Genomic DNA, 14,270 nt, shown 5'->3' on the forward strand with positions numbered 1-14,270 from the left:
ATAAAGGAATGAGACGATGGAAAAGCATATTGAGGCCGATGATCGATTTGAAAAAGTCCTGTATATCATCGTCAATTTATTAACTGGGATTTCAGTAATCTATTATTTACTTCGGGCGGGCCAGATTTTCAATACCGAAGATCCATGGAACCTATTCATTTTAATTATTTTTTCCTTTAAATTCATTATGGACCTCTACATCTTTAAGGTGGGTTTTGCCGCTTTTTCACTGGTGCTGCTATTTTTGCCGGTCATCAGTATACTGGGCTTCGGTCCGATCGGAGAAGTTCAGCCCTTATTCAATGATCGCACGCACCTGATTGAAAAGCATTTCTATACCTTAGCATTCGGCGCATTGTTTTTCTATTACGTCTGGTCGACTTTGCTGTGGATGACCAATAAAACCTATCGAAATTATGATGCCAAAATTTTGGTTTTCTATTCAGGGACGGTTCAAAGTTTATTGGCCACTTGGTTTTTCAGTGCTTTAGCGATTGTCTCTTCCATTATCTATTTGCCGGATCTTCCGGGAAAATCCTATCATGACCTGTCCCCGAGCCTATTGCCTGGAAACGCTTGGAACTCGGTGGTCGTCATTTCTTATTTCTTCGTGCTGATGGGTGTCAAAAACAGTGCAATTCGAAAATTTGCGCTCTTGTTTGTACCTTTCTGGCTCCTGTCCCATTATGCCAGAGTTGATATTTTAGGTCTGCTGTTGATTTTGTATCTGCTTTTGACCGCTTCAAAAGGAGCAGGTGTCATCAAGTCGAAATTTTCGTTTAGAAATGTCGCATTGATTGCTGTTGGACTATTGCTATTTTCGTATTTAGGGTTGGTTCGGCATTCGGGGTTGGTCTTTAATGTAGAGGCAATTTTGGACTCCGTATCCATTCTCGTCAACTACCCCACAGTCCAGGATCTTGTCTATTCCACAGCTGCTGCGATGGAAGTGACGCACTCCTACGGCAATTACTACACGCTCATCGACTATATACCGCAGCTGATTCCATCTTTTTTTGGGATAGAGTCCCAAAGCCCGGAAGCGGCGCATCTCGTTGCATCGCTTATCCATACCAATTATGGATTGTTCGTCTATGGTGAATTTTATTTGAACTTCGAAATCATCGGGCTGATAGTGGCTCCGTTTGTGACCTATGCGGTCCTATTTGTCCCTGCTTACTTGTTGAAGAAATTCTTCGGCAATTTGGGGATTGCACTCGGTTATTATTGGATCGTTTTGACCATTGCCAGGGTGTTCTGGTACGGCTATATCTATTACATCAAGCCGTTGGTCATCATCATGCCGATTTTCATCATCCTCTATCTTGTCATTGCATCTTTTGAAAAAGAGTTAGTGGACAAGCCGGCATTGAAATCCACTGATCCCCATTGACGGGACAGTTCACATAAGTGCTTGCTCCTTGCCAGGAAAGTTCTTGGGCAAGACGTCAATTAATGAGAGGTGAGTCCGCGTGGCTGGAACAAAAAAAGGCAATTTGATTTTTGTCGGGCCTTTGCCTCCTCCTATATTAGGAGAAAGCATCGCTCTTCAATCCTTATATAAATCAGAGAAACTTCACCAGCGGTACAAGGTGAAGAAAATCAATTTGAGCCGAAAGGATTTTGAACATCCCGGTGCTCTTTCTTTCGATAAACTTTTTACGGATTCCTTTGCCATTCTTTACTCGGGATTCCTGTCGTTGGCTATGAAAAATCCGATTTTGTACATTTCCATCTCCCAGACAAAAATGGGGCTGTTGCGGGATTGCATGATGATTCATGCCTGTAAAGTGCTGGGACGCGGCAAAGTGGTCACTCATTTGCATGGCAATAATCTTGGTGGAACTATTGACGCAACTTCTGGAATCGCGCAGAAATTCATCGTCAATGCCTTAAGGAAAATCGATGTCGGCATTGTGCTGGGCGGAAAACTAGCTCCCAATTACCGTGGTCATGTGAAACGCGTGGAAGTGGTATCCAACGGCATACCTGCAGATTTCATTCTCAAGAGTGAAGTAGGTCAAGGCAAGAAAAAAAGGGGGATTTCCCTTCTGTATTTGAGCAACTTGATGTTTGAAAAAGGCTACGTGGAGCTGATCAAAGCAACTACTGCGCTGATTCAGGAAGGGCACGATCTCCGTCTTGATCTGGTTGGTGGCATCCAAAATGAAAGTGAATTCCAGGAAGTGAAGCGTTACATTGCAGTGAATGAAGTGGATCAGCGCATCCAATACCATGGCCTTAAACAGGGAGAAGAGAAAAAACGTTTTTTCCTGGAATCGGATATGATGGCGCTGCCGACCAAATACAAGGTCGAAGGCCAACCGATGTCCATTATTGAAGGGATGGCCGCAGGTCTGCCGATTATTTCCTCTGACCGGGGAATTATCGCGGAGTTGATCAAAGACTGCGGTGTCGTCATCGATCCCACAGTGGAAGGCGTCAAAGAGGCCATTAAAAACTTGGTGATCGATGATGCCGAACGTATGCGCCTGGGAAGAATGAGTCGGGAAACGTTCGAAGAGTATTATACAGAGGACAAATATACTGATTCTTTGATAGCCATTTTCGACGAACTTTAAATGGAAATGGCGCATTTTTCTGCGCCTTTTCCGGGAAAGGAAGGCTCATATGCTACGCAAAAAAAAGATTACGTTTGTCATAAACTACTTTTATCCAGATCTTGCGGCGACCAGCCAGTTGATGACTGAACTGACTGGGCGCCTTCAAAATGATTTTGATATTACAGTCATTGCAGCACAGCCGGGATATGCCGGTGAAAACTACAACGGCAAGAAGCTTTTTGAAGAAGGTTATTTGGAAAGCATCAAAGTGGTTCGAATCAAACTGCCTGAGGTGGATAAAAACTCCAAAGTCAGCCGGATTAAATACATCTCGTCTTATTTTATATTGGCGAATCTCGCGTTGTTGAAAGAAAAAGGAACGGATGTCATTTTTACGATTTCCCAGCCGCCAGTATTGGGCGGATTGATCGGAACTATCGGCAAGCTACTGAAACGTTCACGGCATATCTACAGCGTCCATGACTTTAATCCTGAACAAGCGCAGGCTGTGGCATATACAAATAATCAGGCCGTCTTCAAGATCGCTAAAGCAGTCGACAAACTAAATTGCAGCTACGCCGACCAGGTATTGCTGGTTGGCGAAGACATGGCTGAAACTTTAAAGGGGCGTTATGTGGATAAAAAAGTGCCGAGCCACACCGTCATCAGCAATTGGACAGACGAGCATGCCATTGTTCCGCTTGAAAAAAATGAACCCGCCATCCGTGAATTTCTGGAAACTCATGGGCTTCAGGACAAGTTCATCGTTATGTATTCAGGAAATCTAGGCCTCTATTACGACTTGGAAAACTTGATTCAAGTGTCTAAGGAATTTGCTGACCAGCCTGACATTGTCTTCCTGTTTATTGGGGAAGGTGCGGTCAAGCAGCGGATCGAGGCATATGCAGAAGAAAACAATCTGGAGAACGTTATGTTCCTTCCGTATCAGCCAAAAGAATTTCTTAAGTATTCCTTGAATGCTGCGGATGTTCATTTGGTCGTCAACCAAAAAGGCATCAAAGGCGTTTCTGTGCCGAGTAAAATCTATGGTGTCATGGCGGCCGGCAAACCAGTTCTCGGTGTCCTCGAGCAGGGCAGTGAAGTACAGCGTTTGATTTTTGAGAGTGGAGCGGGAGTGGTCATCGAACCTCAAGATTATCGGGGCGTTGTCCATGCGATCAATTACTTGCGGACTTTGGATCCGGAGGAACTGAAAGCGATGGGTTTGAAAGGGCGTGCTTATCTCGAAGAGAATTTGACAAGAGATACCTCCATCAACAAATACCGAGATGTGCTGCAGTCGGTTGCCGGCAGCACGCCGCAGCTGGAGACAAGCTATCAGGCTGAGAGCCGCCCGTAAAGTAATTTCATAGAAAAACAGAACGCTTCCGTGGAATCAATTGATTCCACGGAAGCGTTTTTTTTGTGCACGAATTTTCTAGTAAACTTTCAAAAGAAAATAGGAGAAGCAACTCTAAAAGCGTCGGAAACGATTTGTCTTTAATTTCTGAAAAATAAGAATAATAAAATAACTAATAACCCTTGATTTAATCCTTCGAGGGATATAGAATAGGTAAATATATCTGATATTTCTAATTAATTAGAAAATAATATTGAATTATTAGGTATTTATATATATAATACGGTTATACCTTTCTCAATTAATATGAAAATATGATTACTTAATTTTTATAACAGATATAAATTACCTATATGATTTGTATGTAATTACTCTGTTTTTAAAAATGGTGAGCATAAGTAACTAATGTTTGATTAAAGCAGCAGATAGAGAAGGAGGGCTTACGATGAGATTAGTATTATTATCTGGTGGATCAGGGAAACGCCTATGGCCGCTTTCCAATGACGCACGATCAAAGCAATTTCTAAAAGTATTGAGTGATGAGGATGGCAATAAAGTTTCCATGGTTCAGCGGGTCTGGAAACAGATTGAAGAAACAGGGATGGCTGAGAATTCCATCATTGCCACCAGTGGTTCACAGGTGGATATGATTAAATCGCAATTGGGACAGGATGTGCATGTGGTCACTGAGCCGGAAAGGAGAGATACATTCCCGGCTATTGCACTGGCTGCAGTATATCTTTATTCTGTTCAGAAATGCGGATTGGATGAAGTGGTGGGCATGTTGCCGGTGGATCCTTACGTTGAGAACCGGTTTTTCGGACGTGTGCAGGATTTGGAGAATGCTTTGATTGACTCAGGAGCCGACTTGGCTTTGATGGGCGTAAAACCGACTTACCCTTCTGCGAAATATGGTTATATTATTCCAGACAATAAATCGGGTGATGCATATTTGACAGTTGATTATTTCAAAGAGAAGCCAACGGAACAGCAGGCGGAAGAATTGATTAATCAAAATGCTCTGTGGAATTGCGGGGTCTTCGCTTTCAGGTTGGGCTACATCATCGACCTATTGAAGGAAAGAGGGGTGCCGGTCGAATATTCCCAGTTGCTGAGAAACTACCATCGCATGCCTAAAAATAGCTTCGATTATGAAGTGGTCGAGCGCGCATCGCATATCATCTCCTTGCCATACGACGGATATTGGAAGGATTTAGGGACTTGGAATACACTGACAGAAGAAATGGCGGTTCAAGTAACTGGGAAAGGAATTATCGGTAAGGGAGTGGAAAATTCCCATATCGTCAATGAACTTGGTATTCCAATAACTTTGCTCGGTTTGGATAATGTGGTCGTGGCGGCGAGCCCGGATGGGATTTTGGTGACGGATAAGGATGCCAGCACGAAAGTGAAGGAGTATGTCGAAGGTTTCAATAGCCGGCCGATGTACGAAGAGCGCAGATGGGGCTGGTACCGAGTGTTGGAATATACGCGGTACGCAGAAGGAAATGAGGTTCTGATCAAACGCCTCGGTATAAATGCCGGTAAAAATCTCAGCTATCAGATGCATTACAAACGCAGTGAAGTTTGGACCATTGTCAAAGGGGAAGGGATCTTTGTTTTCAATGATCAATTGAGTCATGTCAGAACGGGTGATGTCATCCATATTCCGCTGGGAGCGAAGCACACCTTGAAAGCGACGACCAATATGGAAATCATCGAAGTTCAAACCGGCAGTGAGTTGATCGAAGAAGACATTTACCGCACTTCAAATGAATGGGATGAAATCGAAGCGATCTGCAAAGTCAGATTGAACGCTCGACACGGATAAAATGACGGGAAATAAGATGTGTCTGGAATAACAGATTGTCATGTCTAAGGTGGGAGGGAAGTTCATGTACAGGGAGCCCGTTTTTTTAAAGCCGGTTTTTCAAGAACGAATTTGGGGTGGAGGAAAACTTCAGGAATTATTTGATTACGATATTCCTTCTCAAACGACAGGGGAAGCGTGGGTCATCTCCGCGCATGAAAATGGACCGTCCATCGTCATGAATGGCGAACTACAGGGGAAAAGCTTGTTGGAGGTTTGGCGGAATTATCCTCAACTATTCGGTTCTGAATCAACCGACAGCGATTTTCCGTTGCTGGTGAAGATTCTGGATGCGAATGATCAATTGTCAGTCCAAGTGCATCCGGATGACTATTACGCTAAAGAGCTTGCGCACAAACCGTACGGCAAGACAGAGTGCTGGTATATTCTGGATTGTGAAGAAGGCGCTGAAATCATTATCGGACACCAAGCGCAGTCGCGTGAAGAATTTCAGCAGCTGGTAAGCGAGGGGCAATGGCAAAAGTTGTTCCAAAGTATAAAAGTGAAAAAAGGTGATTTTGTTTATGTTCCGAGCGGGACACTGCATTCCATCGGAAAAGGCATTGTGATTTTGGAAACCCAGCAAAGCTCTGATATTACATTCCGGCTTTACGATTACGATCGTGTTGACCCGGAAGGCAGGAAACGTGAATTGCATTTGGAAGAGGCGATGACGGTTATGACCTGTCCGCATCAGCAAGTTGCGCAGGATAATCTGAAGGAGCAGTTGAATAATCTGGAGTCAACCCGCTTGGTGGAAGGAGAGTACTTCACAGTCTACCATTGGATGCTCGGTGGAAAAGTGGAAGTGCCGTTAACGACTGGTTTCCTTTTGGTCAGTGTCATTAATGGAACGGGGCAGATCGTGACGGAGGAAAGTGTGTCGTCTGTGAAAAAAGGGGATAATTTCATCGTTCCTGCGACAATCGGGAATTATTTTATTGATGGAGAATTAGAGATGATCGTTTCACATACGTAAGCAGGTTCTGAATTATCAGAATATTAAAATATATAAAAATGGGGATTCAATCTTTTTTGGGGGGTTAAAGTAGTTATTTAAGACTATTTATTCCGTTAAATTCAAAAATTCTCAATAATTAAACTATATTTTGAGGACTATCGATGTTACAATGGGACAATATTTAACGAGTTAAGTACAAAAGAACCTGTTTTTTAATAAAAAGCAGGTTTTAACCCATTAAAAGGATAGGAATCGATGACTCGAAAAAATAAAAGGCGGGTGGATTAAATGGCAAAAAAAGTGACGAAGGCAATTATTCCGGCAGCTGGCCTGGGTACCCGATTTCTTCCAGTGACAAAAGCTATGCCGAAAGAAATGCTGCCAATTGTAGACAAACCGACCATTCAATACATTGTGGAAGAAGCGATTGCTTCAGGCATCGAAGATATCATCATTGTAACCGGTAAAGGAAAGCGGGCTATTGAAGATCATTTCGATAAGAATTTCGAGCTGGAGGACAACCTGTTCAAAAAGGGCAAGTTCGAACTTCTGGAAAAGGTACAGCATACCTCTAATGTGGAAATCCATTATATCCGCCAAAAAGAGCCGAAGGGTTTGGGACATGCAGTATGGAGCGCGCGCAAGTTTATCGGCAACGAACCATTTGCGGTGCTGTTGGGGGATGACATCGTAAAAGCTGAGAAACCTTGTTTAAAGCAATTGATTGACCAATACGACAAAATGCAATCATCCATTATCGGCGTTCAGCAGGTTCCCGATCATGAAACACATCGGTATGGAATCATCGACCCGAGTGCGGTTGATGGGCGCTGTTACCAGGTCAGCAATTTTGTAGAAAAGCCGAAACCCGGAACTGCTCCTTCGAATCTGGCGATTATGGGACGCTATATTCTGGATCCTGAAATTTTTGATTTCCTTGGTACTCAAAGTGCCGGAGCCGGTGGAGAAATCCAGTTGACGGATGCCATTCAAAAGCTTAATGAGATACAGAGTGTCTACGCCTACGATTTTGAAGGCAAACGCTATGATGTAGGAGAAATGCTTGGATTCTTGCGGACAACCATCGAATTCGCTTTGGACAGTCCTGAATTTGGCAAAGATGTAGAAAGCATTATAAAGGAACTGATGGCTGAAAAATCAGCTGCACAACTACTTTAATTTGGAGGCATCCGTATGAATATAGCAGTAATCGGAACTGGATATGTCGGGTTGGTAACGGGTGTGAGTTTGTCTGAAATTGGACATCAGGTAATCTGTATTGATGTCGATCAGGACAAAGTCACTAAAATGCAGCAGGGTCTCTCACCCATCTATGAGCCAGGATTAAGTGAATTGATGACAAAAAATATCCATGAACAGCGCTTAAGCTTCACTACCGTTCACCGGGAAGGGCTCCAGCGGGCAGATGTCATCTATATCGCTGTGGGGACGCCGGAAAATAAGGATGGATCTGCAGATCTATCCTATGTAGCCCAGGCAGCCAAAGACATTGCAAAAAATGTCGAGGGCAATGTCATTGTTGTCACAAAAAGCACGGTCCCCGTTGGTACAAATGACTTGATCAAAGAAATTATACAAACCCATTTAAAGCATGGCCTGCAAGTTGAGGTCGTCTCGAATCCTGAATTCCTGAAAGAAGGCTCCGCAATCCATGATTCGTTTCATGGAGACCGGATTGTCATCGGTGCTGAAAGCGAACATGCCTTTCGTGTGATTGAACAGATCAACGAGCCATTCGGGATACCCATCTTTAAAACGGATATCAAAAGTGCTGAGATGATTAAGTATGCGTCCAATGCGTTTTTAGCGACTAAAATCAGCTTTATCAATGAAATTTCCAATATTTGCGAATTACTAGGTGCCAATATAGAGAATGTATCAACAGGCATGGGACTCGATCAACGAATCGGCAGCCAGTTTCTGAAAGCGGGAATCGGCTACGGTGGATCTTGTTTTCCAAAAGACACAAAAGCCTTGATACAAATTGCGGGGAATGTTAAATATGAGTTTGAATTGCTGAAAGGCGTGGTCAATGTCAATAAAAAACAGCAAGGGATATTGATCGGCAAATTGAACAGCTGTCTTCCTGATATTTCCGGTAAAAAAATTGCTGTGTTGGGCCTTGCTTTTAAACCGAATACAGATGATATGCGGGAATCCGCTTCTATACTGGTTACCGAAGAATTGATCAAGCAGGGAGCAGATGTTATTGCTTATGATCCGGTTGCGATGAACAATGCAAAATCCATGCTGAATCCACTGGTTCGTTATGCTGACTCTATTGATGAAGCGATAGAAGGAAGTGATGCTGCGTTGATCTTAACCGATTGGGATGAAATCAAGAATGTTGAGCTGACAGTGTTCAGTAAAATGGCGAAACCACTTGTTATTGACGGAAGAAATTGTTTCACGTTAGAAGCGATGGAAAACAATGGGGTCGAATATCATTCAATCGGCAGGCCTGCTGCAGCCAAATTGATTGAGGCAACGTCCATTTGATCAATAATAGGAATTTTAGATGAAAGTGGTGATTCAAATGTCAGTGTCCGCTCCTGAAAAAGAAAAGATGAATATCAATACAAGGTACAGCGAAATGGTGTTTGAAAGCGTAAAAACCAATACCAGCAATGGTTATTTGTATACGAAACGCTTTCTGGATATCGCCGGTTCGTTAGTGGGGCTGATTCTGTTAATTCCGCTGTTCCTGATTGTCGGCCTGATGATTAAAATGGAGGATCCTCAGGGTCCAGTATTCTTCAAGCAGAAACGAGTCGGCAAACATGGCAGATCCTTTGATATGTATAAGTTCCGATCCATGGTCTGCAATGCGGAAGATCTGAAAGCCTCTTTGCTGCAGCAGAATGAAGCATCAGGACCGGTGTTCAAAATCAAAAGCGACCCAAGGATTACAAAAATTGGGAAGTTCATCAGAAAAACAAGCATCGATGAATTGCCTCAATTGGTCAATGTGCTAAAGGGGGACATGAGCATAGTCGGACCAAGACCCGCTTTGCCTGACGAAGTGGCCCAGTACACGAATTATGAAAAGCAGCGAATCAGCGTAACTCCAGGATTAACTTGTTTTTGGCAAGTTAACGGAAGAAGCAATATCAGTTTTCAGGAATGGGTCGAGATGGATTTGGATTACATCCGTAATCGAAATACAATGATGGACATTAAACTGATATTCAAAACGATTCTGGTGCTGTTCGGTTCAAAAGACGCGTATTGAAGGAAAGTGAGAAATCGGTAAGATAGATCGGTTGTGACTTGATCATTCATTGGTTGATCCATGGGCATTCGGCACATGGAACTTATATATATTGATCGCCAATGACAGTGGGCTATAGGCTCAAAACATGGGACATCAATCACTCAAATTGATGTCCCATAGCTGAGTGGATAGAGAAATGTAAGCTAGATCAATCGCAGAAAATAATCAATTTCCGATTAGGTGCGGCCGCTTAAAGACGGTAATGCATATTTAATTGAAAGGAGGGATGGCGAAATGATAGAAACCATCAGCCTACGTGAAGTTTATCTTATTTTAAAAAATCGGATTCGCTTGATCCTGGCTATTACTATCGCATTCATGATCATCACGGCATTGATATCGTATTACCTGATTACGCCCATCTATCAAACATCTGCACAACTTCTGATCAGTCAGCAGCAGAATGAAGCGGGGCTGAACACGCAAAGTATAGAAACCGATTTGCAATTGGTCGGTACATACAGCGAAATCATAACGAGTCCGGTGATACTTGAACAAGTAATCAGCCGAATGGGCTTGGATATGTCTTATGAAGAGTTGCAGAATAAAGTGACCGTCGAATTTGCGGAAAGCTCACAGCTGCTCAATATCATAGCAGAGGATGTAGACCCTGCAGTAGCTGTTGAAATCGCAAACCAAACCGCGCAAATTTTCGAAGTGGAAATTATGGAATTGATGAACGTCGACAATGTTTCAATTTTGTCACCGGCTGTAGTTATGGAAAATCAAACACCGGTATCGCCAAATCCTCCACTGAATATTTTGCTGGGCGCAATTGTCGGTCTTCTGATCGGTGCAGCCATCGCAATGATTTTGCAGTATCTGGATACGACACTCAGAGGCGAAAAGGACATTCAGGATGTTTTGGGGATTCCTGTACTAGGTGCAATCTCACCAATGAACGAAGAAGAAGACATTCCGGCCAATGAGCCGATTGCCTTTAAACGCAGGGAGGCATAAGTGGATGGTTAAAAAGAAGAGTAAACCTGAAGTGAAAAACAGGAAATTGATCGCATTCACCAATCCAAGATCGCGTGTATCGGAACAGTTCAGAACTTTGCGGACGAATATCCACTTTTCTTCTCCTGATGGAGATATCCGGTCGCTGGCCATCACCTCCGCTTCTCACTCGGAAGGCAAGTCGACCACCGCTTCGAATTTAGCGATTGTGTTTGCCCAGGAAGGTAAACGTGTTCTGTTCATCGATGCGGATATGAGAAAACCCACGATGCATCATACGTTCAAAATTACTAATACACGTGGGTTATCCAATGTATTGGCCCGTCAAATTGCTTTGAAAGTGGCAATCCAATCCGCTGAAATTGAAAATCTCGATCTTTTGCCCTGCGGACCCATTCCGCCAAATCCGGCAGAACTGCTGAGCTCCCATAACATGGACATTCTTTTTGAGCAGGCGTTGGATGTTTATGATTTACTGATCTTTGATACGCCTCCGGTTTTATCTGTCGCCGATAGCGTGATTTTAGCAAACAAATGCGAAGGTACCATTCTAGTGGTAGATTCGGGCAGGACAGAAAAAGAGCACGCAATCAAAGCGAAAGAAGCGATTAACGCTTCCACTAAAGCCCGATTGCTTGGAGCGGTGATCAATAATGTCAACGTGCAAAAAGATGCGGCTTATGCACAGTATTATGGAGCGGAAGGCTAATAGAATTTGACAAGTGAATAAAAAAGTTCAATCAGCTTTCTGATTGAACTTTTTTTATGGCCTTACTCTGAGCGCTCCCGCAGATCGACTGGGCGAATGGTGCCCCAGCTGGAAACGTCGATAGTCACCTCAAGGTTGCGCGCTGATTCGAGGTCCGGTCCTAAGCCTTGTTCTACATAGAATTGCTCCAATTGGGGAGCCGTGACGCTGCCACCAAAAACAGATCCTTTAATAGCTCCGAAAAAGGGTTCAGTTTCAAGGCGGTCGATGACAGCATAGCCGTCAGTTGATTCCTTTAGAGTAAAGTAAACCGAATCATCATCTGTAACAGTTGTCGATATCAAGTCGGGATACTGCAGCATTACATACTCTCCATAAAATGGATCGAACGGGTCATAAGGTTCGGCCCTTAAGACATACTGCTCGCCGAACCAGGAGGCTGCGTAATAACTGATGAGTAAGATTACGACTACTGCTGTTTGGAGAATCGGGAAGAGCCAGGATTTCATGGTGTGGCACCTTCTTTCCTGCGATTGACCCACCAGGCTACCGCTGACAGAAGGAATAACAGCAAAGCACCGATGAGGAAGAAGACGGACATGTCGAGCCGTTCCCACGCGTAAATGATGTAGATGACGAATTGGACGATGATGAAATAGACAAAGCCCAATCCTAAGGGTTCATTTTGCCGCTGCGCAATGATCAAGTAAGCAAGGGCGGACAATTCAGCAGCCACTGCCAGACCGATGGCGGTTTCGTCAAAGAGCAGCAATCCGATGACGCCGGGAACGGCTACCCACATGAGGGAACGGAATTTGAAGAAGCTGAGAAGAAGCACGCCGATTCCGACAACTGCTAAAGCGATAGCTTCTCCTAATTGGCTTTCTTCGATCAAGCCGATGAAGGTTTGTCCGCGAACCGCTAAGTACACCACAATCAGCATGCCGGCTGCAATCAGATAAAGCGGCCTGATCATTCGCTGTTTGGTTTCAGGAACTATAAGAAGGAGCAGGACGAGTGCGAACAACGTCCAAATCGGCCATAAGACGCTGTCGTAGTCGACCAATCCCCATAGCATGAATCCGGAAGCGAACAACAGGATCCAGCTAAAAACAACAGGTGCAAATTCTTTGCTGAAATAAAACCACGCTACTGCAACGGCGATAAAAAGGATCCATTCCAGCCATCCGATGTCGGGCATGAACGATAGCAGGACAAGAGCGCCGAAGAAAAATCCGATGACGGAATAGATCAGATGCCGCCAGTAAAAATAATGGGCGAGCGTTGCCAGAAACATCGCCCAAGGCAAAACGGAATTCGCCAGTGGGAAGTGGAACGTCTGGGCAGCCGTCAGCAGCGCAGCGCCGAACATCGCAAGACCGATGACCCTGAAAAGAAGGGGCGAGCCGAATGCTTTCTTCTCAGAGAAATGGGCAATGGTGTAGAAAAGCCACATCAAAGCCAGCATCAGCAGTACTTTTGCCAAGTCCGGGATCGCCTGCCAATTCGCTGCAACAAAGCTGAAGATCGCCAAGGATAGAAAAACCAAACCGATCATCAAAAGCAGCGGCAGCTTTTTGGGGGCGGGCTGACGCTTCTCAAACGCCAAAATCCGTTCTGCAGTCTCTTTCTCCAACAATCCAGCCTGTTGCCATTGTTTCAGTTTGTGCTCCGTGTCCATAAGGTGTACCTCCTTTGCCTTTAACCAAATTATAGTCCCAGAACAGATGAAATGACAGGTGGGAAGTATCGGTAAAAAAATGTTTTATTGTGCAAAGTGAAGAGATGGATTTGTTGGATTCACCGGGAACTGATGGTGAGTAGAGCTGATTTAAAATCCACCAGAAGGGGAAAAGAAGGATAAGTGAGAAAGACGAAGGGATGGCTGTAAAATGATCATTGATCCGTTGAATATGACAGCAAAACAGAATTACAAACTCTTGATTGGCAGTGTCGTGCCTCGGCCGATCGCCTGGGTGTCCACCATGTCTTCCGATGGCATCGCAAATTTAGCTCCCTTCAGTTTTTTTACGGTTGTATCGCGGAATCCACCGATGCTGGCGTTCTCTGTTGGAGAAGGTGTAGAGGAGCGTACCGGTACTGTGAAGGATACGCTGCAGAATATCCGTGAAAATGGGAAATTTGTCATTAACATTGTGACAGCTCCGCTGGCCAATGAAATGGCCAAAAGCGGTGAACATTTATCCCGGGAAATTGATGAATTCGAATATGCAGGTTTAACGGCTGCCGAATCGATTGAAATTTCTGTGCCGCGTGTGCTGGAAGCGCCCGTCAATATGGAATGCCAATTGCACGACATCATCCAATTGGGAGACGACTACCTGGTGATCGGCAGACTGGTTAAATTCCATATTAAAGATGAGCTTTATCAAAATGGCCGCATCAATTTGGAAAAGCTGGCACCGATTGGCCGCCTGGCAGGAAATTACTCACCGGTTGAGACGATTTTTTCATTGCCGATTGAACATCTGGACGAAATCCTGAAAGTACCTGTGGATAAATCGGACAAACAATAGGCTTTTATTTATTC

General features: G+C 44.1%; 13 protein-coding genes. 11 read left to right on the forward strand and 2 right to left on the reverse strand.

The features are described 5' to 3' along the window. Positions 1 to 16: 16 nt before the first annotated feature. The 10 genes from ACRC6Q_RS04975 to ACRC6Q_RS05020 all read left to right on the forward strand — a co-directional run bounded on the left by ACRC6Q_RS04975 (position 17) and on the right by ACRC6Q_RS05020 (position 11,719). Entirely contained in the window at positions 17 to 1,393 is a 1,377-nt protein-coding gene (locus ACRC6Q_RS04975; protein ID WP_431465975.1) for a hypothetical protein, read from the forward strand. Positions 1,394 to 1,472: 79 nt separating this feature from the next. Further along, positions 1,473 to 2,582, forward strand: a complete 1,110-nt coding sequence (locus ACRC6Q_RS04980; RefSeq protein WP_431465976.1) for a glycosyltransferase family 4 protein — start codon at positions 1,473 to 1,475, stop codon at positions 2,580 to 2,582. Between the two features lie 49 nt (positions 2,583 to 2,631). Further along, complete coding sequence (locus tag ACRC6Q_RS04985; RefSeq protein ID WP_431465977.1) at positions 2,632 to 3,924, forward strand: glycosyltransferase family 4 protein; 1,293 nt, start codon at positions 2,632 to 2,634, stop codon at positions 3,922 to 3,924. A gap of 445 nt (positions 3,925 to 4,369) precedes the next feature. Next, positions 4,370 to 5,755 (forward strand): sugar phosphate nucleotidyltransferase, encoded by a 1,386-nt coding sequence (locus tag ACRC6Q_RS04990; protein WP_431465978.1) that lies wholly within the window; start codon positions 4,370 to 4,372, stop codon positions 5,753 to 5,755. Positions 5,756 to 5,819: 64 nt separating this feature from the next. Next, positions 5,820 to 6,773 (forward strand): mannose-6-phosphate isomerase, class I, encoded by a 954-nt coding sequence (manA, locus tag ACRC6Q_RS04995; protein ID WP_431465979.1) that lies wholly within the window; start codon positions 5,820 to 5,822, stop codon positions 6,771 to 6,773. A gap of 270 nt (positions 6,774 to 7,043) precedes the next feature. Then, entirely contained in the window at positions 7,044 to 7,934 is an 891-nt protein-coding gene (gene galU / locus ACRC6Q_RS05000) for a UTP--glucose-1-phosphate uridylyltransferase GalU (RefSeq protein ID WP_223634408.1), read from the forward strand. A gap of 15 nt (positions 7,935 to 7,949) precedes the next feature. Then, positions 7,950 to 9,275 carry a UDP-glucose dehydrogenase family protein gene (locus ACRC6Q_RS05005; protein WP_431465980.1) on the forward strand — a complete coding sequence of 442 codons (1,326 nt, stop codon included), beginning with the start codon at positions 7,950 to 7,952 and terminating at the stop codon, positions 9,273 to 9,275. Positions 9,276 to 9,294: 19 nt separating this feature from the next. After that, complete coding sequence (locus ACRC6Q_RS05010) at positions 9,295 to 10,008, forward strand: sugar transferase (RefSeq protein ID WP_223634402.1); 714 nt, start codon at positions 9,295 to 9,297, stop codon at positions 10,006 to 10,008. Positions 10,009 to 10,284: 276 nt separating this feature from the next. Next, complete coding sequence (locus ACRC6Q_RS05015; RefSeq protein ID WP_223634399.1) at positions 10,285 to 11,010, forward strand: YveK family protein; 726 nt, start codon at positions 10,285 to 10,287, stop codon at positions 11,008 to 11,010. Between the two features lie 4 nt (positions 11,011 to 11,014). Beyond that, entirely contained in the window at positions 11,015 to 11,719 is a 705-nt protein-coding gene (locus ACRC6Q_RS05020; protein WP_223634396.1) for a CpsD/CapB family tyrosine-protein kinase, read from the forward strand. 62 nt (positions 11,720 to 11,781) lie between these two features. Here the strand turns inward: ACRC6Q_RS05020 and ACRC6Q_RS05025 are convergent, their stop codons facing one another. Both ACRC6Q_RS05025 and ACRC6Q_RS05030 read right to left on the reverse strand, forming a co-directional pair. After that, a complete protein-coding gene (locus ACRC6Q_RS05025; RefSeq protein ID WP_223634393.1) occupies positions 11,782 to 12,228 on the reverse strand; it encodes a GDYXXLXY domain-containing protein in 447 nt (148 codons plus the stop codon). After that, on the reverse strand, positions 12,225 to 13,400 hold the full coding sequence (locus ACRC6Q_RS05030; protein WP_431465981.1) for a DUF2157 domain-containing protein: 1,176 nt from the start codon (positions 13,398 to 13,400) through the stop codon (positions 12,225 to 12,227). The genes ACRC6Q_RS05025 and ACRC6Q_RS05030 overlap by 4 nt, the downstream gene beginning before the upstream one ends. A gap of 211 nt (positions 13,401 to 13,611) precedes the next feature. On the opposite strand from ACRC6Q_RS05030, the gene ACRC6Q_RS05035 reads away from it, so the two are divergent. Then, positions 13,612 to 14,256 carry a flavin reductase family protein gene (locus ACRC6Q_RS05035; protein WP_431465982.1) on the forward strand — a complete coding sequence of 215 codons (645 nt, stop codon included), beginning with the start codon at positions 13,612 to 13,614 and terminating at the stop codon, positions 14,254 to 14,256. The last annotated feature ends 14 nt before the right edge of the window (positions 14,257 to 14,270 follow it).

The organism is Planococcus sp. SE5232, from assembly GCF_050686535.1.
In the GTDB taxonomy this organism is placed as follows: Bacteria; Bacillota; Bacilli; order Bacillales_A; family Planococcaceae; genus Planococcus.